22 protein-coding genes and 1 pseudogene are annotated in these 24,914 nt (G+C 41.3%); 14 read left to right on the top strand and 9 right to left on the bottom strand.

Annotation, left to right across the window (positions count from 1 at the left end; all coding sequences use genetic code 11):
- Positions 1–859: 859 nt before the first annotated feature.
- Positions 860–1,204, top strand: a complete 345-nt coding sequence (locus V7K15_RS19050; RefSeq protein WP_334791115.1) for a DUF1815 family protein — start codon at positions 860–862, stop codon at positions 1,202–1,204.
- A gap of 148 nt (positions 1,205–1,352) precedes the next feature.
- Here V7K15_RS19050 and V7K15_RS19045 read toward each other — a convergent pair whose 3' ends face one another.
- On the bottom strand, positions 1,353–1,511 hold the full coding sequence (locus V7K15_RS19045; protein ID WP_334907662.1) for a hypothetical protein: 159 nt from the start codon (positions 1,509–1,511) through the stop codon (positions 1,353–1,355).
- Positions 1,450–1,843, bottom strand: a pseudogene (locus V7K15_RS19040) (CHAT domain-containing protein); the annotation flags it as partial. The pseudogene V7K15_RS19040 and the gene V7K15_RS19045, both read right to left, overlap by 62 nt.
- A 243-nt stretch (positions 1,844–2,086) precedes the next feature.
- Between V7K15_RS19040 and V7K15_RS19035 the strand changes: the two are divergent.
- On the top strand, positions 2,087–2,584 hold the full coding sequence (locus V7K15_RS19035) for an acyl-CoA thioesterase (RefSeq protein ID WP_334907632.1): 498 nt from the start codon (positions 2,087–2,089) through the stop codon (positions 2,582–2,584).
- 380 nt (positions 2,585–2,964) lie between these two features.
- Here V7K15_RS19035 and V7K15_RS19030 read toward each other — a convergent pair whose 3' ends face one another.
- Together V7K15_RS19030 and dxr are read right to left on the bottom strand one after the other, a co-directional pair.
- Positions 2,965–3,162 carry a hypothetical protein gene (locus tag V7K15_RS19030; RefSeq protein ID WP_334907630.1) on the bottom strand — a complete coding sequence of 66 codons (198 nt, stop codon included), beginning with the start codon at positions 3,160–3,162 and terminating at the stop codon, positions 2,965–2,967.
- A gap of 420 nt (positions 3,163–3,582) precedes the next feature.
- Positions 3,583–4,779: a 1-deoxy-D-xylulose-5-phosphate reductoisomerase gene (gene dxr, locus V7K15_RS19025; protein ID WP_334907628.1), complete on the bottom strand. Its 1,197-nt coding sequence runs from the start codon at positions 4,777–4,779 to the stop codon at positions 3,583–3,585.
- 585 nt (positions 4,780–5,364) lie between these two features.
- Between dxr and V7K15_RS19020 the strand changes: the two genes are divergently transcribed.
- Both V7K15_RS19020 and V7K15_RS19015 read left to right on the top strand, forming a co-directional pair.
- Positions 5,365–5,931: a hypothetical protein gene (locus V7K15_RS19020; protein ID WP_334907626.1), complete on the top strand. Its 567-nt coding sequence runs from the start codon at positions 5,365–5,367 to the stop codon at positions 5,929–5,931.
- 381 nt (positions 5,932–6,312) lie between these two features.
- Positions 6,313–7,608 (top strand): mannosyltransferase family protein, encoded by a 1,296-nt coding sequence (locus V7K15_RS19015; RefSeq protein ID WP_334907625.1) that lies wholly within the window; start codon positions 6,313–6,315, stop codon positions 7,606–7,608.
- Between the two features lie 352 nt (positions 7,609–7,960).
- On the opposite strand, the gene V7K15_RS19010 is transcribed toward V7K15_RS19015, so the two are convergent.
- Positions 7,961–8,320 carry a hypothetical protein gene (locus V7K15_RS19010; RefSeq protein ID WP_334907624.1) on the bottom strand — a complete coding sequence of 120 codons (360 nt, stop codon included), beginning with the start codon at positions 8,318–8,320 and terminating at the stop codon, positions 7,961–7,963.
- Between the two features lie 254 nt (positions 8,321–8,574).
- On the opposite strand from V7K15_RS19010, the gene V7K15_RS19005 reads away from it, so the two are divergent.
- Both V7K15_RS19005 and V7K15_RS19000 read left to right on the top strand, forming a co-directional pair.
- Positions 8,575–9,633 carry a DMT family transporter gene (locus V7K15_RS19005; RefSeq protein WP_334907622.1) on the top strand — a complete coding sequence of 353 codons (1,059 nt, stop codon included), beginning with the start codon at positions 8,575–8,577 and terminating at the stop codon, positions 9,631–9,633.
- A gap of 129 nt (positions 9,634–9,762) precedes the next feature.
- A complete protein-coding gene (locus tag V7K15_RS19000; RefSeq protein ID WP_334907619.1) occupies positions 9,763–11,694 on the top strand; it encodes a DMT family transporter in 1,932 nt (643 codons plus the stop codon).
- 114 nt (positions 11,695–11,808) lie between these two features.
- Here V7K15_RS19000 and V7K15_RS18995 read toward each other — a convergent pair whose 3' ends face one another.
- On the bottom strand, positions 11,809–13,350 hold the full coding sequence (locus V7K15_RS18995) for an ArnT family glycosyltransferase (RefSeq protein ID WP_334907617.1): 1,542 nt from the start codon (positions 13,348–13,350) through the stop codon (positions 11,809–11,811).
- A gap of 100 nt (positions 13,351–13,450) precedes the next feature.
- Complete coding sequence (locus V7K15_RS18990; RefSeq protein ID WP_334907660.1) at positions 13,451–13,705, bottom strand: hypothetical protein; 255 nt, start codon at positions 13,703–13,705, stop codon at positions 13,451–13,453.
- A gap of 431 nt (positions 13,706–14,136) precedes the next feature.
- Here V7K15_RS18990 and V7K15_RS18985 point away from each other — a divergent pair, with 431 nt between their 5' ends.
- The 5 genes from V7K15_RS18985 (at position 14,137) to V7K15_RS18965 (ending at position 20,573) form a co-directional block, all read left to right on the top strand.
- Positions 14,137–14,520 carry a VOC family protein gene (locus V7K15_RS18985; RefSeq protein ID WP_334907615.1) on the top strand — a complete coding sequence of 128 codons (384 nt, stop codon included), beginning with the start codon at positions 14,137–14,139 and terminating at the stop codon, positions 14,518–14,520.
- A 31-nt stretch (positions 14,521–14,551) separates the two neighbouring features.
- Positions 14,552–15,433, top strand: a complete 882-nt coding sequence (gene ylqF, locus V7K15_RS18980; protein ID WP_334907613.1) for a ribosome biogenesis GTPase YlqF — start codon at positions 14,552–14,554, stop codon at positions 15,431–15,433.
- 148 nt (positions 15,434–15,581) lie between these two features.
- Positions 15,582–17,222 carry an adenylate/guanylate cyclase domain-containing protein gene (locus V7K15_RS18975; RefSeq protein WP_334907611.1) on the top strand — a complete coding sequence of 547 codons (1,641 nt, stop codon included), beginning with the start codon at positions 15,582–15,584 and terminating at the stop codon, positions 17,220–17,222.
- Between the two features lie 251 nt (positions 17,223–17,473).
- Positions 17,474–18,841, top strand: coding sequence for an NAD-dependent succinate-semialdehyde dehydrogenase (locus tag V7K15_RS18970; protein WP_334907609.1), 1,368 nt, complete (start codon positions 17,474–17,476; stop codon positions 18,839–18,841).
- An 88-nt stretch (positions 18,842–18,929) separates the two neighbouring features.
- Entirely contained in the window at positions 18,930–20,573 is a 1,644-nt protein-coding gene (locus V7K15_RS18965) for an acetolactate synthase large subunit (protein ID WP_334907607.1), read from the top strand.
- On the opposite strand, the gene V7K15_RS18960 is transcribed toward V7K15_RS18965, so the two are convergent.
- On the bottom strand, positions 20,536–21,117 hold the full coding sequence (locus V7K15_RS18960) for a hypothetical protein (RefSeq protein ID WP_334907605.1): 582 nt from the start codon (positions 21,115–21,117) through the stop codon (positions 20,536–20,538). The genes V7K15_RS18965 and V7K15_RS18960 overlap by 38 nt on opposite strands.
- Before the next feature lie 434 nt (positions 21,118–21,551).
- Between V7K15_RS18960 and V7K15_RS18955 the strand changes: the two genes are divergently transcribed.
- On the top strand, positions 21,552–21,770 hold the full coding sequence (locus tag V7K15_RS18955) for a hypothetical protein (protein ID WP_334907603.1): 219 nt from the start codon (positions 21,552–21,554) through the stop codon (positions 21,768–21,770).
- Positions 21,767–22,159, top strand: coding sequence for a type II toxin-antitoxin system VapC family toxin (locus tag V7K15_RS18950; protein WP_334907601.1), 393 nt, complete (start codon positions 21,767–21,769; stop codon positions 22,157–22,159). The genes V7K15_RS18955 and V7K15_RS18950 overlap by 4 nt, the downstream gene beginning before the upstream one ends.
- An 853-nt stretch (positions 22,160–23,012) precedes the next feature.
- Here V7K15_RS18950 and V7K15_RS18945 read toward each other — a convergent pair.
- Entirely contained in the window at positions 23,013–23,330 is a 318-nt protein-coding gene (locus V7K15_RS18945; RefSeq protein ID WP_334907599.1) for a hypothetical protein, read from the bottom strand.
- Between the two features lie 444 nt (positions 23,331–23,774).
- Between V7K15_RS18945 and V7K15_RS18940 the strand changes: the two genes are divergently transcribed.
- On the top strand, positions 23,775–24,857 hold the full coding sequence (locus V7K15_RS18940) for a class I fructose-bisphosphate aldolase (RefSeq protein ID WP_334907597.1): 1,083 nt from the start codon (positions 23,775–23,777) through the stop codon (positions 24,855–24,857).
- Positions 24,858–24,914: the final 57 nt, after the last annotated feature.

The raw sequence follows: 24,914 nt of genomic DNA, 5'->3' as shown, positions 1-24,914 counted from the left end.
GCTTATACTATTTGACTTTAATTATGATACAAATACGTTGGTAGGGGCACGGCAATGCCCATACGTGTCAACTTAACGTAGAAGTTAGGCTTGGCAAGCTTTCGAGGTTTGACCCTCACCCCCAGCCCCTCTCCCAACTTGGGAGAGGGGAGCAAATTATCTAGTTCCCCTTCTCCCAAGTTGGGAGAGGGGTTAGGGGATGAGGGCAAAACGTCTTCTCAAAGCAGATTTTTTCTTAAGTTGACACCAATGGGCAATGCCGTGCCCCTACTGAGGCTTTTCGATTAATTATGTAAAGTTTGTATAAAGAACTGTAATTTACTTGCTTTTAGTACTGAATCTCAAATTTGCACTCTCATGTGCTCAACTTTATATATACAGGAGGAAGGAATTTGGTATATTTAATCATTTATCTATAGCAAAACCTACGTTAGAAAGAGAATAGATCAAACATCTAAGCAAAAGACACTATAACGATGCAAAACTACGTTATGACCTCTACTACCAGTGAATTTAGCTGCACGCCGCCTATAAAAACGCAATATGTAGCTTTTCTGTAGTTGACTAGTGGTAAATTTAAGTTACTCTTAAAGCGGATCGCTTCGTGTAAGAATCTACCCTGACAGAAGTATATAAAGATATAGTTAAATTTAGCAATTCTGTCCGAGATTTTGAATTTGCAAACTGAATAGTTTGATACAGCCCTCAAAATGCTGATCCACTACCGTAAACAAGGTAGTCAGTTACATGACTCAATATCATCTGTCTGCTAATTGTAATGAATAGTTTACAATACAGTGGATGAGAAAATCTAAAGAAAATATAAAAGAGACTCAACTGTGGTGTCTGGAGGACAAAAGTGTTTCTGAGACTAGCACATCAACATCGACAATTCGTCCAAGACTTGGTAATGAACCTGAAAGCCTTGGCGATTGTACTAGAGCGGCGCGGGTATCTTGCGTCCTGCTACACCTGTGGCGACCAAATGAATAGTGCATCGTTTATGGTTAGCTTGGGTGATGGCCACCTGATTCGGTTTTTAGTGTCCGATTACGGGATTACTTGGACGGAAATGCGGGATGACCGGGAATTAATGAAGCTAGAAGGTGCGGAGGCAATTAGCCAATTAGACGAACTGGCTAGTCTTGTCAAGCAATCTATGCAAACTGATACAGGCTCTAAAACTCTTGCCAAGAAGTATTAAGCTTCCAAAGGTTGATCGCAATTTAGAAATTAATTATCGGTAACTGGTAATGGTGGCTTAGTTAGCGATCGCTCTTACCTATTCTCCATTACCATTAAGTGATTGGCTCGTCTAGCCCATCGCATATTTTCTTGTATCTGCCAAAACCTCACAAGCCGGATTTTGAGCCTTTAGCTTTTGGTGTTAAAACACACAAAATCAGAGATTGGCAGTTTTGGTTAATTATCTCTAGAATTTTTGCAGCAGCGATCGCCATTCCTGAATAAAATAAACGAATCTCCTGGTTTACCCACCACAAAGGCTGCATGAGTCGCTAAATGGACAATTGTATAATTAATTATCCATTTGGGGTACAGCGATGGGGCTAAAGGCATCGTCTAAAAGCTTCGTAGTTTCCGCATTCTACAGCTACTAAACTTTCTACTTCCCGCCTAGCAAAAGGCAAACCAGCGATAGAACTTGCCGATTACCAACTTTGATTTGATAATTAACTTTACTAAAAGCATCGGCTAAAACCCGCAAAGTAGATTATTTTGCGGTATTTTCGCATTTTACAGCAACGGTGCGATGAATTGGTGGCGATTCAGGAGTTACTAGTACCAATTCCAAGCTATCTTTTAAAATCAGTGGGTAGAGTAAGTCCTACCTCAACTTTGCATTTGTGCTTACCTGGTTATTGTCTGGGTATGCCATCCCGAAACCGATTAAATTAAGTACAGTCCAAGTAACAACACTAACATACTGAAAAGTAGGTTGGATAACAAAACACTCCCTATACTCGGAAGTGTAAATATTAAATCAAAAAGTCCGGCAACGCAATTAATTTTTATGCTATTCAATGATTTGGAAAATGAAAATTTATAGGTGCTGAAAAAATTGAAAATGTCAGAAGAAAAACCCAGCCAACCAAAACTACCATCAACCAGCGCCCTTGACAATCCATCAAGTCATGAATTTGGCAATTGGTTTGAATATCCTATCAGAGTGCAACCCCACCACACTGACTATGCCGGTAATGTCTGGCACGGTTCCTATATAGCTTGGATGGAAGAAGCACGGATTGAATGCTTGCGAATTATAGGGATTGAATTTGCTGATTTAGTCGCTATAGGTTGCGATTTACCAGTTGTAGAACTGTCGGTACGCTATCACCGTTCAATTCAATTAGGTATGGCAGTGCTGGTAAAAACGCGCATGGCTGAGGTGACTGGGGTCCGAATCAATTGGGATTATGCCATTGTCTCAACTGATGGACAACAATTATACGTCACTGCCAAGGTGACTTTAGTAGCTTTAGATAGCGAAAGAGGCAAGATTATGCGTCAGTTACCGGCGAGTGTTAAGGATGCGTTAGCCAAGATTTCAGCATTCAATAAATAAGGGATTTCCAAGAAATAAATTACTACTACTTGTGGGGTGGGCCGGAAAGCCCGCCTTTAGTTACTGGGCGCTCATGTCGCTCACCCCACAATAAATAATTGAATATTTTTTTATTTGTCAGTCCCTAAGTAAGTAAACACCACAGAAATTTTGCTGACTTTTCACGGTATTTGGAAAATATCTCTCCTAAAAGGAGAGAGACTTTGAATTTTCCCCCTTCTCGTCGCGGGAAGGGGGTTATACCATTTTAGATTTTAGATTTTAGATTGTGAAACATCCATTGGATAAGCGTTTCAGGTTTCCATCTGTCACAATCATTTTTCAAATTGGTGTTAGTGGGTTAGGTTTTTCGTAGGCTTTTCCACATAAAGTATGGATTTTTACTTGCTACTTTGGATATGCGACAGATTTTGAGCAAACTGCGTTACGTAATGCCAAATATCTTGGGGAGTAATACCAAAACCAATATTTAATAAAACAAGGATTGCCGCAATCGTCAATGCATTACTCAAGGTTGCTTTCAGCAACTTCCACAATATTATGAAGACTATCCAAGCTACAATCAGCGTAGCAATCATATATATTAATTCCTTAATAATTGCCCTTGTCTGAGAGTGGGTTTATTCAGAAAGGGTGAGTTTTTATTTTGGCAATAATCACTGGTATAAAAGATGCTAAAGCCAATTTTTAATGTCCGCTAGAATGGGCTTTTTGTAATAATTAGCCTGGGGATATTTTAACTAAAAATCAGCTACTTATTTATGTGATATGCCGCTTTTTTTGCGAAACTTTTGTAAAGTTTTTTAATTTTTATTGGAAGATAAATTAGAGATATACATAAAATTGATGACTGATCCGGAAGCCACTGACTATCTTCAATAGAGTTTAATTGTATTAAGTAAAATGATTTCTATATTAATTGGATTAGAGGCTGGGAATTAAAGATTGGGGACTAGGCATCAATTTCTAATCCCCAGTCCAATCTGAACTGAAGCTTTTTATCGCAGAGAAATTATCCGCGAGTGAGTTTCTAAGTTTTCAGTCGCTGTTAAAACTTCTTGTCTTGCCCATTTATCTGCTGCCAAAATGTCATCTAAAGAGGGATTAGCACGGTGATCATTTTGATGGCGATCGCACACCGATTCGATACACCGGGGAATATCTAAAAACCGAATTTTTTCTGCTAAAAATAAAGCCACAGCTTGCTCATTGGCGGCATTCAACACAGCTGGCATCGAACCACCAGCTTTACCCACAGCATAAGCCAACCGCATACAAGGATACTTCTGGTGATCTGGTTCACGGAAGGTTAAATTTCCCGCTTTGACTAAATCTAGTCGTTCCCAGTTAGTGTAAATGCGATCGGGCCAAGATAGAGCATACAGTAAGGGTAAGCGCATATCTGGCCAACCGAGTTGGGCTAAAACTGAGCTATCTTGCAATTCAATCAGCGAGTGAATAATGCTCTGGGGATGAATGACAATTTCGATATCGTCATAATCCAACCCAAATAGGAAGTGAGCCTCTATTACTTCCAGTCCTTTATTCATCAAAGTAGCAGAGTCTACTGTGATTTTACGCCCCATCGACCAATTAGGATGCTTGAGGGCATCAGCAACGGTTACATCTGCTAACTTTTCTACATCCCAGTCTCGGAAAGCCCCACCAGATGCAGTGAGCAAAATTTTCCGTAAGCCTCCCTTTGGCACACCTTGGAGGCACTGAAATATAGCGGAATGTTCGGAATCGGCTGGGAGTAATTTTACACCGTGTTTTTCCACTAGGGGTAGAACCACAGGGGCACCAGCAATCAGGGTTTCTTTGTTCGCTAAGGCAATATCTTTACCAGCTTCAATAGCTGCGATCGTGGGTAGCAAACCAGCACAACCAACAATCCCCGTGACAACGGTTTGGGCATCGCCGTAACGAGCGACTTCTATCACTCCGGCCTCGCCAGCCAGTAGAATCGGTTGAGGATCGAGGTCTTTAATTGCTTCTTTGAGCGCTGGTAATTTCTCTTCTGAACAAATTGCTGCTATTTGCGGTCGAAACTGCCGAATTTGAGCAGCGAACATTTCGACATTGCGCCCAGCTGCCAATCCCACAATCCGAAACTGATCTGGGTACTGAGTGACAATATCTAAAGTCTGAGTACCAATAGAACCAGTGGAACCAACGAGAGTAATCGCTTTCACAATTGCTTAAGGATTTACAGACAACTCCCACTATAAATTGCTTGGGACTCTTTAATCACAGCAATCATCATAATCGATACATTGAGGAGGGGACGTGAAGAAGGAAATAAAAATCTCGCCGTGTCTCCTTCTCTTCGTTCCTACGCCAGTGCCAATCCCTTAATTTCCTGACTTTTCACGGTATCTCGAAAACCTCTCTCTAAATCTCTCTCCTAAAAGGAGAGAGACTTTGAATTTTACCCCTTAGAGGTTGTTTGAAAAGTGATATGTTGTGATTTTAATCGAATTGTTACCCCCCTTAATCCCCCCTTGTAAAGGGGGGAAACAAGAAAAATTTGGTTCCCTCACGCCACATGCTTCAAGTCGGCAAAGCCGCCCAACGCAGTGGCTCCCCTTTATAAGGGGAGGGTTAGGGTGGGGTAAAAAATATTTGATACATCAATCATGACTTTTCAAACATCCTCTTAGAGCGTCGGGAAAGGGGTTAGGGGGTTAGGTTTTTCGTGGGCTTTTCCATACAACGTGAAAAGTCAGGTTAATTTCAAGGTTTTATAATAAATATAAAAGAGTGAATGAATATTTGCCATGATAAATAAACAACAAGATATGATAAATCTCTTGAATAAACTGTACGATAATAACAACTATTCTAGTCCACTAGATTACTTTAGTCACTCTATAAATCAGTTAAAAAAATATGACCTTGCAGAAATATTAGCTTACCAAGATAAATTTGATTGTCAATATTTTCTTAGCTTTCTTTTATCGACTCCGTTACTATGGATGAATAAGTCGGCTAGAGACTGGGTTGTAATTATGTCCGCATTTAACCCAAGACCAAAACCATTTAAAATACATATTGACGATGCAGGTTATGTAGATATTCATTTTCTGTGTAAATACATGAGATTTAAGGCTATAGAACTATTTTTGCAACAAGGAAAATTCACTAATAAAGATAAGGAAAAGCTACTTCTCTACTCGAATAAAGTAGCAGTAGATTTATTTATGGATGAGTTAGATATTGAATTTATAGATGGTGAGGATTGGGTACATAGAGAGCAAATAGAAGTTGCAAGATTAAATCTTATTTCTAATGAAGGAATTAATCAACTTAAATATACTGAAGGTCAGCTTCGTGAATACATATAAAAAGAGCTAAAAGCCCTTTCTATAATTAAGGATTAATAAGTATAAAATAAATAGTTCTGTATTGCAATATACAAAATGCTTTTAGTACACTGCGTAAGTCCTAAACTATTTCATCGACTTTTAAAATACGCCCTAAAGGTGCTTAATCTTCGCATAACTAGACAAAATTTGTATTTATAAACACTACAGTTTTAAAAGATAAATTCCGAAAGAATTGGCAAAAGTAACCAAATAGGAAATAATTTCAAGTAGTTGCTGATTTATCCAGTTTGTTAATTATTTTGGTGGAGGATTTAATATGCAAAATATTACTCATAAATTGCTGTGTTGCAGCCATAGGTGAAAGGATGCATAAAGGAGTTTTTTGAAGCACTTAACCTTATGGTCAAAGTTCAGATAGTTATAAAAAAAGTTTTATGGAAAAATGATTTCCTGTTTCCAGCAGCAATATGGCTTGCCAGCCGAATATTGATCTGGACTGCCATGTTGCTGGTTGCGCCAAAGCTACCGTTACCAGCGGAAGATTTTTTGCCCCCTTTTGGTTGGGGCGTTTTTGATGCCTGGGATAGTATACATTACCGAGCGATCGCAACCTCTGGCTATGAATTTGTGAATGACGGCAAGCAACATAATCTCGCCTTCTTTCCCCTGTTTCCTTCAAGCATCTGGGTGCTGATGAAGTTGGGCTTACCGTTTGAATTAGCAGGTACGTTGGTCAACAACCTAGCATTTTTCGCAGCGCTTTACTGTTTGTACTTTTGGATCAAAGAGCATTATGGCATCAATGCAGCGTATTGGGTCATTGCTGTGGTTTCCTGTTATCCATCTTCGATGTTTACGGGGGTGGTTTACACAGAGGGGCTGTATTTGTTTTTGAGTACGGCGGCTTTGCGGGCGTTTGATGAAAAACAGTATGGCTGGACTGCCCTTTGGGGCGCGATGGCGACAGCAACACGTCCTACAGGTATGGCACTAATTCCAGCATTTGCGATCGCAGCCTGGAAAGAACGCCGACCACCCATAGCCTATATAGCCGGTTTGACTACCGCTATTGGCATACTTCTATTCAGTTTGTATTGTGCGATTTATTTTGGCAACCCTTTCGCTTTTATCGAAGCACAACGGGGATGGCGACCAACTCTAGGATTTGATTGGCAGGGTTGGTTAAATATGCTCATGCAAATTGCAGTTGGTAGAAAAAATTGGCAACATGGTTGGGTTCAAAACCCCTCTGGCGGGATTCAAGATCCCTGGTATCTCTTGTTGCTTGGTGCGATTCTTGCCAGTAGCTATCTTTTATGGCGTTTTCGTTCTGGGAAATTATTCTATGGCTTTTATGCTTTCGTGTTATTTTTGTTGATTCTGGCAAGCGAACAGTGGATCAATAACTTGCTCAACTTGTTCATGGTCTTAGGTGGTGGCTATGTATTGTGGCGCTTACACACGCAGCTGACCCCAGTTATAGTTATTTATGGCTTTTGTGGTATTGGTTTGCTGCTAGCCTCTGGAGGCACCATCTCCTTAAGCCGTCTCGCCTATGGTATTGTCCCTTTGAATATAGCCATTGGTTTGCTGCTATCTCGCCATCCTCGTCAGGGATATTTAATATTAGGCGCTTTTGTGACATTACTAGCCAAAATAGCTGTAGGATTTGCCCAAGAGCGCTGGGTTGGTTAGGTGAGTTCGACAAACCTCTCCCTGCTTTGAACTTTAGTTCAAGTCTGTGCCTCTCCGACTCGGAGCTACGGTGTACACACAAGTCTGAAATAGCTGATTAATCAAGGTTTTACCCCACCCTAACCCTCCCCTTAGAAAGGGGAGGGAACTAAATTTCCTGTTTCCCCCCTTTCTAAGGGGGGATTAAGGGGGGTAATTCGACTTGTGTATACACCGTAACCGAGTCTAAGAGGGAAGGTTTTACGTCGTAAAAGCTCTTTCTATTCAGCTAATTAGGCGATACAGCAATTATATTGAGATATCAATTCTCAAATTTTTAGCGCCCAATTTGGACATTTTGATAATTGCTAAGTTACTTCACTTCACTGGGTTCAAACTTAGCCACCTTACCTGTCTTAACAGCAACAATTACATCATAGGTTGAACAGTAAGAGAATGTGACATTGTTGGCTTTGTTGTAAAGGTTAACTACATGACCTGCTCCACCTGGCTGGATACCGATTGGCTCCAAATCCCCAAAAAAGAAACGACGCAGCTGATCGCCACTACCAATTTGACCCTTACTTTTAGTGAGTAATGCTATTTTCTGAGTTACAGACAATTCCTGAGCTGATGCCTGAACTAATATAGGGTTGATTACTTTCAATGGTGCTTCCCAAACCGTTAAAAAACCAGTAAAGGCAAGAGTTGCGATTAAGGGTGCGAGTTTCATCTGTGGCTCCTAGTATTTGATTATCCCGAACAGCCAAACTATCCCACTTAGCACTGAGAACTTATTGAAACTAAGCCATAATTTTCATGAATTTACTCTTTGATCAAATTTAGTTAATTCTCAGCATTTTCTCAGCAAATAATGGTATATCAAAGTCCACGATAATTTCAGCCTTCTCTCAGCGAAACCTCATTATGAACTGAATAAGAGCAACTTAGAATAATGAGTAATACTTTTATTGTAGTGGTGCTATTGTGACTAGACCCAAAAGGCGATATCGCTCAATCCACAGAATTTATGGACAAACATATCTCTGGCTAGCAATCCTGATTTTCGGAGCCTCTAGTGCAGTAACTCGCAAGCTCACAGAAATTGGTGCCCAACACTTTATCGGTGGTCGTAATCCGATTTCTTTGTGTAATGTTTTATTTGTGGGAAACCTTTGTGCCTTGATGCTTTTGATCGTAATCTATGGACGACAGTGGAACAAAGCTACTTTGAAACAACTATCAAAAAAGGATTGGGTTAGTCTAACAGCAGTAGCTATCTTATCAGGAGCGATCGCCCCTGGCTTAATTTTCCAAGCACTGGCACTAACCAATGTGAATAATGTCATTTTAGTGGGACGCTTAGAACTGCCTCTAACTCTGGCTTTATCAGTTTGGTTATTAAAAGAACGAGTAAGTCTTTGGGAGTTTATCGGCGCAGTTGTCGCTTTTGTTGGCGTTACCCTAACTATTCTCCTTCAGCCTCCAAGCGAAGCCATGATCAATATGAGAGGTTTACAACTGGGCTTAGGGGAACTTCTGGTAGGATTAGGATCTGTGGCTGTAGCTGTTTCCACAATTATTGGCAAAAAATACCTCTCACAGATACCTTTAGGAATTTACAGTATCTTTCGTACCGCTTTGGGAACCGTAATCTTTTTCTTTTTTGCTTTAGCGCTTTATGGTAGTGACCATTTTGCTAATGTACTCTCACCGTTTCTGTGGCGGTGGATGTTCCTTTATGGTGGACTGATTGTGGTGGTAGGTCAGTCATTGTGGATTAAAGGCTTGAGAACTTCCACTGTATCTGCGGCTTCCTTGGTTGGCTCATTTACTCCAATTGTCGGTATTATCGCCGCTTATTTAATTTTAGGTGAAGCTCCCACTTTAGCTCAATATATCGGCGGCAGTGTTATTTTAGTTGGTCTCTTCTTGAGTCAACTTGGCAAAATGCAACAGACAAATGGCAGAGTCGCGTTGTCTATAGTGAGTTCTACTCAAGCAGAACAAGAGGTAGAAATTGGTATGGGATTTAAAGGTATTTGAAAGCACTCAATTTTTCAATGGAATTAGGCGACCATCCCGGATTATCATTATTTTTTAAGCGTGAACTCTGATTTTTGTTGAGTAATTTATTCTTTGAAATTCCTTTATTGGTGATAATTAAATTTCCTAATGAATGTATCCAATCAAACGAAGATAGCCCTTGCTTCATTATTTTTAGGTGTAAGTGCTATATCTTTTGGCTCTATTTTCGTGAGATTGAGCGAAACCGAACTCAGCCCCAATGCCACTGTATTTAATCGCTTTTGGCTTAGTAGTGTGGTCTTCTTGCTCTGGCATGGATACAAGGCGATATGTCAAGGACTTTCATTAGAGAAACCTGTAGAACGGCAGTCCTACACCAGTCAGGATCTATGGCTATTGCTTGGTGGCGGTATTTTTTGGGCTGCCACTTTAGTCTTTTTGGCTTGGTCGCTGACTCAAACTAGCGTCGCTATTTCTAGTGTCTTACATAATCTTGCCCCGATATCTACTAGCTTAGGAGTGTGGCTATTATTTCGTCAGGGTTTTGAGAAGCAATTCCTGATTGGGATGACGATCGCACTTGGGGGAGCGATCGCCATTGAATTTGAGGAACTGCAAATGGCCACAGACAAAGTTCAAGGAAGCTTGGCTGCCATCGTTTCGGCGATTTTCTTGAGTGCATACCTACTGATCGTAGAAAAATTACGAACCAAATTTTCCCCCGCCACAATCCAGTTGTGGATCTGTGCGATCGCGGCTTTAGTCATCTTCCCCATACTTTTGTTCACTCAAGATCAGCTTTTTCCCTCTACATTCAGTGGGTGGCTTTGGGTGATTTCCCTAGCCCTGATCTGCCAAGTTTTAGGTCATGGGCTTTTAACCTATAGCCTGGCCACATTTTCTTCTGTGGTTGTCTCCTTAGTGCATCTGTTAGAGCCAGTATTTAGCGGCATTTTCGCTCTGGTAATTTTTTCGGAAAAATTAACTTACTCAAATTGGGGAGGTTTCACTGTAGTTTTAATCGGTTTATACTTAGCCGTATTTAGCCAAGCTGCTGTTAATTACCCGTTCCAAGAATCAGTCAAAAATATAGTTAACACTTTCGTTAAAAGTATGACGATCAAACTGTCAATACTAAAGCAACAATTCTCCCAAACACCAGCTTTACTAGGAACTATCTCATTATTTTTTGCCCTAATTCCCCTATCTTTGGCACCATCTCTGGCAAAATTGTCCGAACAAGAAATTGGTGCAAATGCCATCGGATTTCATCGCAGTTGGATCGCCGCAGTCGTCTTTGGGCTGTGGAATGGACTTGAGGTTTTGCGCCGCCAACAATCTGATGATCAACTTCTAGAACAGAAGCCTTTTAGAAAAGAGGACGTGTGGCTGTTGTTGGCAATGGGAACTGCTTCAACGATTTCCCTTTTGTTGTGGGCTTGGTCTCTGAGTCAAACTAGCGTTGCTAACGTGGCTTTGTTGTCTAATTTAAACCCCTTATTCGTTGCTGCGGCTGGGTATCTGTTATTTCGTCGGCGCTTCGATAATAGATTTGTTATTGGTATGGTTATGGCGCTTTTAGGAGCGATCGCCTTTGAAGTTCATAAGATACAATTTGCGAATGACCAAATACTTGGTGATGCGCTAGCATTTCTCAGTGCGATTTTTATCGCCACGTATCTGCTGCTGATCGAACGACTCCAAACCCGATTTACTACCGCAACCATAATGCTCTGGCGCTGTGGAGTGAGTACAATATTTCTGTTGCCTGTCCTCCCATTCATTGAAGAGAGATTGTTTCCCTATTCTGGGATGGGGTGGTTTTTGATCATTTTTCAAGCTCTCTTTTGCCAAGTTTTAGGTCAGGGACTTGTAACTTATAGCCTCAGCAGACTCTCATCAGCCCTTGTCGCCGTTACTCTTCTCCTAAATCCAGTCCTGTCCTCGATTTTTGCTTGGTTCATTTTTTCAGAACAAGTAGGTTTGTTTGACTGGCTGACTTTTGCCGTAGTTTTAGTAGGTATCTATCTAGCCCAATCTAGTCAATCCACTGTTGAAATAACTAACGAAGGATCATAGTACCATGACTGTTTTTGAATTCAAAATTCATGCTGAATTCTGACGATTGATGCCTTTATTCTGTTTTGATAAATTAATTAAGGTGAAAAAAGGAAGATTTACCACATCTTTAACTTATGGTGAAATCAGTGTAAATCCGTTTGCTGTGCCAATAATTTTACTACCAGTTAAATTGATTTGCTGTAAAGCTACATTGTCTAACAGCAAATAAGATTTATTAGATAACATTTGTTGTAAAAGTGGCACAGTTGCCGCAGTTACTTTGCAATCGCTGTAAAAGTCTAAACTAGGACGCCCATAAGCAAAAGAAGTATAAATTTGGGTTCCTGGTGAAACATTTGCCCGAATTAAGTCCGCTACTGGTTTAACTGGAAAAGCTTCCTTTAATTCCCAAATCCATGATTGCGAACTCATCAATAGTGCTAAAACTAAATACATCCCAGAAAATAACACTGGAATAAAGTTGCGATCGCGCTGTTTAATTAGCCATGCTACAGTGGCCATACTTATTGCCAAAACAATGCTCATGACTATTAAAATAGGCTCTTTATTTGCCATAATAAAGTAAACACAACCTCCTAAACCAGCAAGAGCAATAATAGCCATAAATATTGTCCAACTTCGCACCCTAAAATCACCGTACTGCCAAATTTCGCTAAGTTTAGCACCAATTGCCAAAGCTAAAAATGGATATACAGGCATAACATACCACGGGAGTTTAGTTGTGATTAAAGAGATAATTCCTAAGTAAACAATTGTGCCAATAATAATTAGGCGACCCCAAGGAGTATGACGTTTTTTCCAAGCTAGATAAAAACCTCCCGGTAAAAATAATAGCCAAGGAAAACTATACTTAATTAACTCAATTAAATAGTACCACGGAGGACCACTATGATTTTCAACAACTTGTACAACCCGATTAAAGGTTTGGGCTTGAAAATTCACTTGCAAGAAATTACTACCATAATGTTGCCATTGAGCAGTAAACCAAGCGATCGCAGGTGCATTTCCGAAAAACATTCCCACTAATAAATAGGGGCTTGTTAACAAAGCAAACTGCCGATCTGCAATCAGGAATAAACAAGCGATCGCCCCTAGCGGCAAAACTATCATCCCTTTAGTGAGAGTGATTAACCCTAGACAAAATCCCACACCTAGAGCATACCGACGATTCTGACGTGCTTTTAGCAAACAAAACAACAACAGCAAGAAAAAGGTAATAGTAGTACCATCTAGCATTGCTAGCCGTCCGTGACGCACCACAGGCAACATTGTCAGATAAACTAAAGCGGCAAACACAGCTGGTAAACTTTGGTTAAAAAGCAAACATCCCACCAAGTAAAGCAAAGGCACTCCCAAAGCAGTTAATACTGCACCCGGTAAACGTGTTGTCCACTCATTCACACCTCCGATGGAGTAACTCCAAGCAATTAGCAAGTGCATCAGGGGTGGCTTATTATAATAAGGTTCGCCTCCCAAGGTGGGATAAAGCCAATGCATTGAACCAAGTGGGGCACGCCAAATTTCACGGGCAACCTGTGCCACAGTACCTTCATCCCAATCTCGTAAAGGGGAGTTTCCCAAAAATATCAGCCATAGAACTAGAGATATTACCAGTAAGCTAAATAACCATTGTTTTTCTCGTAATAGACGCATATTAAAATCGAGACAATAGAAGTTTTCGTCAAACTTATCAATAGTATCGCCAATGCCCTGTTCATCGGTAGTTTCAGCAAATTCATAAACGACCGTTTTATCAGGGAGCAGCGATCGCCGAAATCACAAACGCGTTGGCGTAGCCCGCCGTAGGCATCGCCGAAATCACAATTGCGTACCCCGAAATAACAAACGCGAACCCCGAAATAACAATTGCGAACCCCGAAATAACAAATGCGAACCCCGAAATAACAAATGCGTACCCCGAAATAACAAATGCGTACCCCGAAATAACAAATGCGTACCCCGAAATAACAAATGCGTACCCCGAAATAACAAATGCGTACCCCGAAATAACAAATGCGATCGGGTGTATTTGTTTGTCAAAGTTGCTTGATCATCTGTTTTCGGAGAATTTTTTGGGATGTTTTATAACTTTTTCTCGTTCCAGTTCAGCCAGAAGACGAGAAGCGATGTCTACGACGGGCTACGCCTACGCATTTTGTTCCTGTTCCGACAACTTCTCAAGTTCTGCGATAAGTAGGTAGGCGTAATTAAATATAAGATTAAACCTCACCCTCAATCCCTCTCCTTAGTAAGGAGAGGGAAGCCGGAGGTAGGTGAGGTTTTATATTTAATTTGACCGACTTACTTATAGCGTTTCATAATCAGATGAGGTACATCATAGCCCCCTCTCGAAGAGCGGGGAGGGGGTTGGGGGTGGGGTTCTTGTACCTCATTCAACCGAGAACCGCTAGAATGCAGTTCAAAGGGCGATAGGTAAATATGCTTTTCAAGTACACTAACGCATTTGTCACCATCGCATCGGTTAATTGCGAGAAGTTAGTGAATTTCTATACTAAATTGCTGGAGCAAAACCCAGTTGTTTTAATTCCGAATGTCTATGCTGAGTTTAATTTGGTTAGTATGCGATTAGGTATTTTTAAACCAAAGAACACAAACGAATCGGAATTTGAAGGTATCGCCAAAAGTCAGATAAGTTTGTGTTTAGAGGTGAGTAACTTGGAAGATGCGATCGCTCACCTAACGGCTTTGGGCTATCCCCCGCCAGGAGACATTTCCATCGCTTCCCACGGCAGAGAAATTTATGCCTATGACCCTGATGGCAATCGTCTGATTTTACATCAAGCCATAGTGAATGATAATTGATAAGTGATAATAATTTATTTGGTAATTGACTATGGCCATAACTCAAAATTATAGATTAAACCTGATTCAATGGTATCCAGGTCACATTGCGAAAGCTGAAAGGAAGCTCAAAGAACAGCTGAAGCGCGTAGATGTGGTTTTTGAGGTACGAGACGCCCGGATTCCTTTAGCGACTCACCATCCCCAAATAGCGGAGTGGGTGGAGGGTAAGGCACGGGTGTTGATACTTAACCGAGTAGATATGATTACGCCGCCAATGCGATCGCTGTGGATAGATTGGTTTAAACGTCAAGGAGAAGTCCCTTATTTTACCAACGCTCAACATGGTAAAGGTATCACAGAAGTGGCGCGGGCAGCGCAAGCCGCCGGGGTAGAACTCAATCAAAGAAGAAGCGATCGCGGGATGTTACCCCGTCCAGTGCGGGCTGTGGTGATTGGTTTTCCCAATGTTGGTAAATCAGCTTTGATTAACCGCCTTTTGGGACGGCGAGTAGTGGAAAGTGCAGCCCGTCCTGGGGTAACTCGCCAACTACGCTGGGTGCGAATTTCCGAACATTTGGAATTGCTAGATGCTCCTGGTGTGATCCCGATCAGATTGGAAGACCAAGAGGCAGCATTGAAATTAGCGATTTGTGATGATATCGGGGAAGCATCTTACGATAATCAGCTAGTAGCAGCAGCCCTAGTGGATTTACTCAACTATTTAGAAGCTGTAGCCACAGATTTATTACCAAAAAAACCATTACAGTCCCGCTACCAACTCGATTCTATATCCGACACCGGAGATATCTATTTACACGCATTGGCGGAGCATCGTTACAAAGGTGATATAGAGCGAGCTGCAAGGCAACTTTTAACAGATTTTCGCAAGGGGTTGTTGGGTGAAATTAGTTTGGAATTACCACCCAATTAAATCAGGGTGGCAGAATGTAATATCCGTCATATACAGTTGTCGAAATGCAGTTAACAATGTCATAAAGAAAAGGTGAAAGTTAACCTGTAGGGTATAACTTAATTTAGAGTTGCTTGCACCTATAGCTTCGATGGATCGGATCACACTCATGACTGAACTCACGCTACGCCTACAAGAGGGAGATGCCGAGACAACGATCGCAGTTGGCCAAGATGTATTTACAATTGGTCGTTTGCCGGAATGTAACTTGTACTTACCTTTTGCTGGAGTATCCCGCAACCATGCTCGTCTGGTGAAAACGGCTGAGGGGGTGTGGACTATTGAGGATCTAGGCAGCAAAAACGGCACGCAAGTCAATAAATATCTTATTGGCTCTCCCCAAGAGTTACATCACGGCGATATCGTTTGGCTGGGGAATGTTAATTTGGTAGTGCAGATTACAAGCCCTGTTTCCCTATTGAAAGCTAAGTATCCCGGAACTTCGGACATTAATGAGCAAAGAACAATCCTTCACAATGTCGAACAATTACAACAGCAATGGATCGCAGCTGATAGTAAAGATGGCGACATCAATAATAAGGACAAAACCATTGCCCGTCTCAAAGACTTAGTAGACATAGCCAAAAATCTCTGTGCGGCGGCATCTATAGAAGAGATTTTTTCTCAGGTGCAGCAAGTCGTTTTTCGTTACCTTGATAGTATCGAACGTTTGGCATTATTAATTGATGTCAATGGTTCCGGTCAGTTAGAGTTAGTGAATGCTGCCACTAGAAACGTTTCTCAACAGAAACATCTCCCCTCTGATGGGAGTTGGATTAGTCGTAGTATCTGTCAAAAGGTATTTGACGAAAAAGTTGTGATTCAAACTGCTGATACCCATCAGGATGAACGGTTTGCTAGTGAACAGAGTATTTTGGTAAAAGGCATTCGCAGCGCGATGGCGGTACCTTTATGGGATGAAAATAAAGTTGTGGGTGTACTGTATGCTGATGCTAATCTTTCTTCTTACCATTGGGCAAATGAAGGCGAGGAAGAACTCAGCTTTTTTTCAGCTTTAGCAAACCTTGTGGCTTCTAGTGTGCAGCGTTGGCTACTGGTAGAGAAACTCAAAACTGAAGAGATGATTCGTCACCGACTAGAGCGCTATCATTCTCCAGCAGTTGTACAGCAGTTGATCTCTGTCGGCGGATTACCGGGTGGCCGTTTAGCGCCAGCCGAGAGCGAAATCAGTATTTTGTTTGCGGATTTGGTTGGTTTTACGGCAATTTCTGAACGGTTAACACCAACTGCGATCGCTGAACTATTAAATAATTTATTTGAAGAAATGCTAAAAGAAGTCTTTGGTTGCGGCGGCACTTTAGATAAATATATTGGCGATTGTATTATGGCATTTTTTGGCGCTCCAGAACCGCAACTAGATCACGCCGATCGCGCTGTTATTGCTGCTCAGGGAATGCTTACTCGTCTCGAACATCTTAATGCCAATGGTTTTTGGCAAGAACCCCTACAATTACGTATTGCGATTAATAGCGGTAAAGCTGTCGTGGGAGATGTCGGTAGCTCCCAAAGGGTAGATTATACGGCATTAGGCGCGACGATTAATCTTGCTGCTCGCATGGAAGCTGTTTGTCCCCCTAGTGAGTGTGTGATTAGTGAAGCCACCCATAAAATGCTTTCAAAACCTTCAGACTTCCAGGAAATGGGAGATTATCGTTTCAAAGGTATTGACCGATTAGTTAAGGTTTATCAGACAAATTTGCAGCAAATGCCAACAATTATTGGGCATTAGTCATTGGGCATTGGGCATTGGGCATTGGGCATTGGGCATTGGGCATTGGAAAAATAACTAATAAAGGACAAATTTATCAATATAAATACATAGTTAATTTGTATATTTTGTTTCAAAAATAATTGATAAATTGTAATATTAAACAACTAATTCTTGGTTAAAAGACTAAAATTTGGGTGGTAGCTTCCAGAATTGATCTGTGTAACACTAGGAAGCCTACTCAAGCTATTTTTTTAAGGGGAGGTCAGGTAATGGCGATCGCCACCATTAATCCCGCCACTGGGAAGACTTTTCAAACCTTTGAGCCGCTCAATGATGCAGAAATTACCGCTAAACTCGATTTGGCTAATCAGGCTTTTGAAAAGTACCGTCAGACTAGTTTTTTGACGCGATCGCACTGGCTGCAAAAGGCTGCTGATATTTTAGAGCAAGACAAAGCAGAATTTGCGAAGTTGATGACTCTGGAAATGGGTAAGCCTTTGAAAGCTGCGATCGCTGAAGTCGAAAAATGCGCCGTCGTTTGTCGCTATTATGCCGAACACGCACCTAGTTTCCTAGCTGATGTTTCTGTAAAAACCGATGCTAGTCATAGTTTTATTCGCTACCAACCAATGGGTGCAATTCTCGCGGTGATGCCGTGGAATTTCCCCTTCTGGCAAGTGTTCCGCTTTGCCGCACCAGCATTGATGGCAGGAAATGTCGGCTTACTCAAACACGCTTCCAATGTGCCGCAGTGCGCCTTAGCAATTGAAGATATTATCCGACGCGCAGGTTTTCCTGAAGGTGCGTTTCAAACTCTGTTAATAGGCGCTGCTAAAGTTGCCGATTTAATCGCTGATGACCGGGTAAAAGCTGCCACCTTGACCGGAAGCGAACCCGCAGGTGCATCCCTCGCCGCTGCCGCCGGCAAACAAATTAAAAAAACCGTTCTGGAATTGGGAGGAAGTGACCCATTTATTGTGTTAGCAAGTGCTGACTTAGAGACAGCAGTTGTCACAGCAACTACAGCGCGGATGCTGAATAACGGGCAATCATGTATTGCAGCCAAACGTTTTATTATCGCAGATGCGATCGCAGACAAATTTGAAAAATTGCTTTTAGAAAAATTTCAGGCGCTGAAAGTCGGCGATCCCATGCAACCAGATACCGATTTAGGTCCACTGGCAACACCTGGTATTCTCCAGGATTTAGATCAACAAGTGCAAAATGCCGTTAGCAGTGGTGGTAAAGTCCTCACCGGCGGACATCCTTTATCAGATCGTCCTGGAAACTTTTATCCGCCAACGATTATCATAGATATCCCCACTGATACACCAATTGCCAAAGAAGAATTTTTTGGGCCAGTAGCTTTGTTATTCCGGGTTCCAGATATCGATGCTGCCATTAAACTCGCTAATGACTCACCCTTTGGCTTAGGTGCAAGTGCTTGGACAACCAACGACCAAGAGAGCGATCGCTTGGTTGAGGAAATCGAAGCCGGCGCCGTGTTTATCAACAGTATGGTCAAATCTGATCCCCAGTTGCCCTTTGGTGGCATCAAGCGTTCTGGATATGGCAGAGAATTGAGTATCCAAGGTATACATGAGTTTGTCAACATTAAAACCGTGTGGGTTAAATGATTAGTCATTAGTCATTGGTCATTAGCCAAAAAAATGACAAATGACTAATGACGAAGGACAAATGACTAAATAAATAGTTAGGAAAAAAATGAATACAGCAGAATTATTGGTGCAGTGCCTAGAAAATGAAGGAGTGCAATATATTTTTGGACTCCCTGGCGAAGAAAACTTGCACGTTTTGGAAGCGATCAAACATTCTTCGATTAAATTTATTACGACTCGTCATGAACAGGGTGCAGCATTCATGGCTGATGTCTACGGACGCCTAACAGGAAAAGCCGGAGTGTGTCTTTCTACTCTTGGGCCTGGGGCAACCAACTTGATGACTGGGGTAGCAGATGCTAACCTCGATGGTGCGCCCTTAGTGGCGATTACCGGTCAGGTGGGAACAGATAGAATGCATATTGAATCCCATCAATATTTAGATTTGGTGGCAATGTTTGCACCTGTTACCAAGTGGAATAAGCAGATTGTGCGACCGAGTATTACACCAGAAGTAGTGCGGAAAGCATTTAAGCTATCGCAATCGGAAAAACCGGGTGCAGTTCACATCGATTTGCCAGAAAATATAGCTGCCATGCCTGTTGAAGGCAAACCTTTGCGTAAGGATAATAGCGAAAAAACCTATGCATCTTTTGCGAGCATTCGGGCAGCCGCCGCCGCAATTTGCCAAGCAGTTAACCCATTAATCTTAGTAGGAAATGGGGCAATTCGCGCTCATGCAAGTGATGCAGTCACGCAATTTGCCACCTTGCTGAATATACCTGTTGCCAATACTTTTATGGGTAAAGGTGTAATTCCCTACACACATCAATTAGCTTTGTGGTCAGTGGGATTACAGCAAAGAGATTTTATTACCTGTGGCTTTGATAACACAGATTTGGTAATTGCGATCGGCTATGATTTGATTGAGTTTTCCCCGAAAAAATGGAATCGTAATGGTGAAATTCCCATTGTGCATATTGGGGTAAGTCCGTCGGAGATTGATAGTAGTTATATTCCTAACGCCGAAGTCGTGGGAGATATTTCAGATTCCCTCTATGAAATCTTAAAATTAGCAGATAGACAAGGTAAACCTGATCCCTTTGCCATCAGCTTAAGATCAGAAATTCGCGCTGATTACGAACAATACGCCCATGATGACGGATTTCCGATCAAGCCGCAAAAGTTAATTTATGACTTACGGCAAGTGATGGGACCAGATGATATCGTCATCTCTGATGTTGGCGCACATAAAATGTGGATGGCTCGTCATTATCATTGCCATAGCCCCAATACTTGCATAATTTCCAACGGCTTCGCGGCCATGGGTATTGCCATTCCTGGCGCTTTAGCAGCAAAACTCGTTCATCCTAAGCGCAAAGTCGTTGCTGTAACAGGCGATGGCGGCTTTATGATGAATTCTCAGGAATTAGAAACAGCCTTGCGTGTCGGTACGCCCTTTGTCACCATAATTTTCAATGATGGTGGCTATGGGTTAATTGAGTGGAAGCAAGAAAATCAATTTGGCAAAGGAAACTCATCTTTTGTGCATTTTAGCAATCCTGATTTTGTCAAATTTGCCGAAAGCATGGGTTTAAAAGGCTACCGAGTTGAATCGGCTCTAGATTTGATTCCCACACTTAAAGAAGCCCTCGCTCAAGATGTACCCGCCGTGATAGATTGTCCCGTAGATTATCGAGAGAATCACCGCTTTAGTCAAAAAGCCGGCGAGTTGACTTGTGGGGTGTAAAAAGTAGAGACTCGATTAATCGTGTCTGTACAGGAGTAGAGACGCGATTAATCCCGTCTCTACAGGAGTTATTTATTCCTAACTCCTTATTAATTTCTAGTCCTTTAGTGTTTTGGTAGGGTGCGTTACAATACGATTCGGTTAAAAAAATTGTAGCTTGGGTTAAGCAAAGCGCAACCCAATAAAGCCCAGGAAATATTGGGTTTCCTTCCTCAACCCAACCTACACAGCAGCGAGACGCTGCGCGTTCACGTAGTGTCTCGTAGAGAAGGCGGTTCGTAAACAAAACCACGAAGCTAAAAGGTTTATTCACGAGTATCAAAGACTCATTCACGAAGCTCAAAAGTTCATTCACGAGTATCAAAGACTCATTCACGAAGCTCAGAGGTTCATTCACAAAGCTCAGAGGTTCATCGACAAAGCTCAGAGGTTCATTCACAAAGCTCAGAGGTTCATCGACAAAGCTCAGAGGTTCATCGACGAAGCTTAGAACTTCATCGACAAAGCTCAGAGGTTCATCGACTAAGCTCAGAACTTCATTCACAATCAGTTAGGATTAATAACTTCTAACTCATTACTGATTTTTACTCCTAATTAATTGTCTTCCGGTCTAAATTTGTGCTTTCATGCTTTTGGGCAATATCTGACTTAATAATAAGTCCCTTAGTATTGAGCGCTATTTCAACTCGGTATTGACCATTCACCATATTAATAAGCAGACTACACCGCATATCTGGGAGCATTAACTGAGATAGAAGCGCGAGAATTGATAGCGAGTTCGCCCATTGCTTTCACTGATGAAGATGTAGAGTGGATCTTGACACAAAGTTGCTGCTGGCCACTGTTGTTACAAATTCTGTGTAGAGAAAGATTATTTAACTTATAAGAAGGGGAAAATGATGATAATTGGCATGAGGAAGGATTAAGACAAATGAAATCATTTACTGATTTATTAGATTCAGAACTAACGGAGTAACTATGAAAGCACACCGAATTGAAACAAAGTTAACTAAAAACGGAACCTTGATTCTTGAGGATTTACCGTTTCAAGCAGGCGAAGCAGTAGAAATCATTGTTTTAGAACGTTTTCCCAAACCTTCAGAATCTAATCCTTATCCTTTACGGGGAACGGTTATTCACTATGATGATCCATTTGAGCCTCCTGTACCTATAGAGGATTGGGAAGTACTGCAATGATAATTTTAGATACCCATATTTGGATTTGGTGGGTAGATAATAATCAACGACTAAACCAGAAATATCGAGATTGCATTGAAGAATATCAATCTCAAGGACTAGGAGTCAGCATTATTTCTTCTTGGGAAGTCGCCAAGCTGGTTGAGAATCGCAAACTTGCTTTTTCAATTTCAGTTGACGAGTGGTTAGCAGCAGCTTTAGCTTATCCAGGAGTGCAACTACTCGAACTGACAATTCCAATTATCGTTGAATCAACCAAACTCACAGGTTTTCACAGAGATCCATTTGACCAAGTTATTGTAGCCACTGCCAGAATTTACAGCTGCCCGTTACTAACTGTTGATGCCAAAATTCTGGCATATCCTGGGGTGCAAACTCTCAAAAAGTAAAAGAAAAGTTGGCGTTGCTGAATTAATCTATGAATTGTTCTTTGCGTCTTTACGCCTTTACGTGAAGCTCTTTAATATCCTGATTCAGCAAAGTCGAATATTAAATAGGAGTGCGCGATGTGCGACTTATTCTTGAAACCCCGCTTCCATTCCTCTCCCCCTTGGCGTCAGCCTGCCGTTAAGCAAGCGGGGAGAGGCTTTAAGTCTTGCTCCCCAACGCTAGTAGGCAAGGGGCTGTTCTTGTTATACCAATTTGAAAATGATTGCGGCAGATGGAAACCTGAAACGCTTATCCAATCGATGTTTAACAATCCAAAATCTAAAATCTAAAATGGTATTAGGTTTAAGAGAAAGTTGCACACCGCATTAGGAGTGCAAAGACTCATTCACGAGTATCAAAGACGTAAGGGCTACAATGATTTTGAATAATAAAACTACTGCTAAAAATAGAAGTTAGAATACACGTACATTAGGCTTAAGAGGATGTTTCAAAAGTCATGATTGATGTATCAAATATTTTTTACCCCACCCTAACCCTCCCCTTTATAAGGGGAGGGAACCAAATTTTTCTTGTTTCCCCCCTTTACAAGGGGGGATTAAGGGGGGTAACAATTCGATTAAAATCACAACATATCACTTTTCAAACAACCTCTAAGCTCGACTTTATCCATTTTTTGGCAACGCTTTAGCTGACGCTGAAAGCTTTGTATGACCGTAGTTTTACTTTTTAGTTTTCACCTAAAATCAGTGATATGGAAAAGATATGGAAAAAGTTTTTGCCAAAAAGCTAGGGTTTTGCCGATACCAGAGATCCAAGTTATTAATTTTGGATAAAGTCGAGCTAAGTGGATCTTTACTGCTTATGCTGGTGTAATTGCTCTACTATATAGTCTTCTAGTTCTTGTTTTTCTCTGTTACTAGCATTTCGTTGATAAGTTCTTCCGGTTTCTTGAATAAACTTGCGTTTCTCGCTTGGAGAAGATTTGAGTTTACCTCCAGTTCCTTGCAGCTTTTGCTGTAATTCTTCCCAAGTCTTTTCACCCACACTTTCACCTAGTTTCACCAGTGCCTTTGGTAGTAACATTTTTGCCTCTCTTTGAAAATCGTCTTCTGTCTCAAGGGAAGCTAAATCTATATTGCTGAAGTCGATATCGATTTGAAACTTACTCATGGAATTATATTTGTTCTATTAACGATTATTACCACTATCAGAGTTTGCGACTGATGGCTTTGCAACCTAATTATGATCAGGTGATGAGTATTAAAGCCAAAATATATTAAATTATAAGTCTGCAATTCACCAAAATTATCAAAATAACAATAGACATAGGAGTGAAAAAGAATTGTTTTGACGTAGCAGTGCTACGTCTCTACAAGGGTTCTGGGTAACACATATTTAATTTCTGGAGATATCTAATTCTTTTCTTGTACATTTTGGCTCAAATTAGGGTTACATCTGAGATAATAATCGATATCATCGATTTTTCAATAATGATTTAAGACTGCGAGATCAGAAATAATATACGTGTAGTTAATACGACATTAACTAGGTTAGCAATATTAGAAATGTTATCTTAAAAGCAAGGTTATTTGCTCAAATGTTGAGGATAATACTATGACTACAACGCTCAAAGAAGCTACTTCTATCGAGTCATTGCTAGGTAAAGAGGCTGAAGACCTGCTTACCTACAAAGCAAAAGTTTCTCATGATTTAATACATTTGCCGGGGCCAGACTTTGTAGATCGAATCTGGCTCAACAGCGATCGCAATCCCCAAGTATTGCGAAATCTCCAGCTACTTTACTCTACTGGTCGTCTGGCGAATACTGGTTATTTGTCTATCTTACCAGTAGACCAAGGGATTGAACACTCAGCCGGTGCGTCTTTTGCGCCCAATCCGATTTACTTTGATCCAGAAAATCTTGTCAAGCTAGCGATCGCCGCAGGTTGCAATGCTATTGCTACCACTTTGGGAACATTAGGTATCGTATCACGGAAATATGCCCACAAAATTCCCTTTATTGCCAAAATCAATCACAACGAATTGCTGACTTTCCCGAATCAATTTGATCAAGTATTGTTTGCTGATGTGGAACAAGCTTGGAATTTAGGGGCGGCGGCGGTAGGTGCGACAATTTACTTTGGTTCAGAGCAGTCTACCAGACAAATTCACGAAATCAGCCGAGCTTTTAAACGCGCCCATGAATTAGGTTTGGTGACTATTCTCTGGTGCTATCTGCGTAATAACGCCTTTAAACAAGATAAAGATTACCACCTTGCGGCTGACCTCACCGGACAAGCGAATCATTTGGGTGTAACGATTGAAGCTGATATCATTAAACAAAAGTTACCAGAAAATAACAATGGTTACGGTGCAGTTGCCAAAGCCACTGGTAAGAGTTACGGCAAAACTGATGAGCGCGTTTACACAGAATTAACAACTGATCACCCAATTGATTTAACTCGTTACCAAGTACTGAATTGCTACTCTGGGCGTGTGGGGCTGATTAATTCTGGTGGCGCAACTGGTAAAAATGACTTCGCCGAAGCAGTTCGCACGGCTGTAATTAACAAACGCGCTGGTGGTTCAGGATTAATTTCTGGGCGAAAGACTTTCCAACGCCCGTTTGAAGAAGGTGTGAAGCTATTTCACGCCATTCAAGATGTTTATTTGTCGCCGGATGTGACTATAGCTTAGGGAGTGGGGAGTGGGGAGTAGGGAGCAGGGGAGGAAGAATTAATAACCAATGCCCAA

Source organism: Nostoc sp., assembly GCF_036919815.1.
Classification (GTDB): Bacteria; Cyanobacteriota; Cyanobacteriia; order Cyanobacteriales; family Nostocaceae; genus Nostoc.
This window is presented reverse-complemented; position numbering and strand designations above follow the sequence as displayed.

What these genes read in the sequence shown, in the direction of transcription:
- V7K15_RS18975 (WP_334907611.1), top strand. Translation starts at nt 15,582, where the DNA reads ATGACTGAACTCACGCTACGCCTACAAGAGGGAGATGCCGAGACAACG.
- ylqF (WP_334907613.1), top strand. Translation starts at nt 14,552, where the DNA reads ATGGCCATAACTCAAAATTATAGATTAAACCTGATTCAATGGTATCCA.
- V7K15_RS18965 (WP_334907607.1), top strand. Translation starts at nt 18,930, where the DNA reads ATGAATACAGCAGAATTATTGGTGCAGTGCCTAGAAAATGAAGGAGTG.
- V7K15_RS19000 (WP_334907619.1), top strand. Translation starts at nt 9,763, where the DNA reads ATGAATGTATCCAATCAAACGAAGATAGCCCTTGCTTCATTATTTTTA.
- V7K15_RS18995 (WP_334907617.1), bottom strand. Translation starts at nt 13,350, where the DNA reads ATGCGTCTATTACGAGAAAAACAATGGTTATTTAGCTTACTGGTAATA.
- V7K15_RS18945 (WP_334907599.1), bottom strand. Translation starts at nt 23,330, where the DNA reads ATGAGTAAGTTTCAAATCGATATCGACTTCAGCAATATAGATTTAGCT.
- V7K15_RS18955 (WP_334907603.1), top strand. Translation starts at nt 21,552, where the DNA reads ATGAAAGCACACCGAATTGAAACAAAGTTAACTAAAAACGGAACCTTG.
- V7K15_RS18950 (WP_334907601.1), top strand. Translation starts at nt 21,767, where the DNA reads ATGATAATTTTAGATACCCATATTTGGATTTGGTGGGTAGATAATAAT.
- V7K15_RS18940 (WP_334907597.1), top strand. Translation starts at nt 23,775, where the DNA reads ATGACTACAACGCTCAAAGAAGCTACTTCTATCGAGTCATTGCTAGGT.
- V7K15_RS19035 (WP_334907632.1), top strand. Translation starts at nt 2,087, where the DNA reads ATGTCAGAAGAAAAACCCAGCCAACCAAAACTACCATCAACCAGCGCC.
- V7K15_RS18985 (WP_334907615.1), top strand. Translation starts at nt 14,137, where the DNA reads ATGCTTTTCAAGTACACTAACGCATTTGTCACCATCGCATCGGTTAAT.
- V7K15_RS19030 (WP_334907630.1), bottom strand. Translation starts at nt 3,162, where the DNA reads ATGATTGCTACGCTGATTGTAGCTTGGATAGTCTTCATAATATTGTGG.
- V7K15_RS19045 (WP_334907662.1), bottom strand. Translation starts at nt 1,511, where the DNA reads ATGCAGCCTTTGTGGTGGGTAAACCAGGAGATTCGTTTATTTTATTCA.
- V7K15_RS19015 (WP_334907625.1), top strand. Translation starts at nt 6,313, where the DNA reads ATGGTCAAAGTTCAGATAGTTATAAAAAAAGTTTTATGGAAAAATGAT.
- V7K15_RS18970 (WP_334907609.1), top strand. Translation starts at nt 17,474, where the DNA reads ATGGCGATCGCCACCATTAATCCCGCCACTGGGAAGACTTTTCAAACC.
- V7K15_RS19010 (WP_334907624.1), bottom strand. Translation starts at nt 8,320, where the DNA reads ATGAAACTCGCACCCTTAATCGCAACTCTTGCCTTTACTGGTTTTTTA.
- V7K15_RS19020 (WP_334907626.1), top strand. Translation starts at nt 5,365, where the DNA reads ATGATAAATAAACAACAAGATATGATAAATCTCTTGAATAAACTGTAC.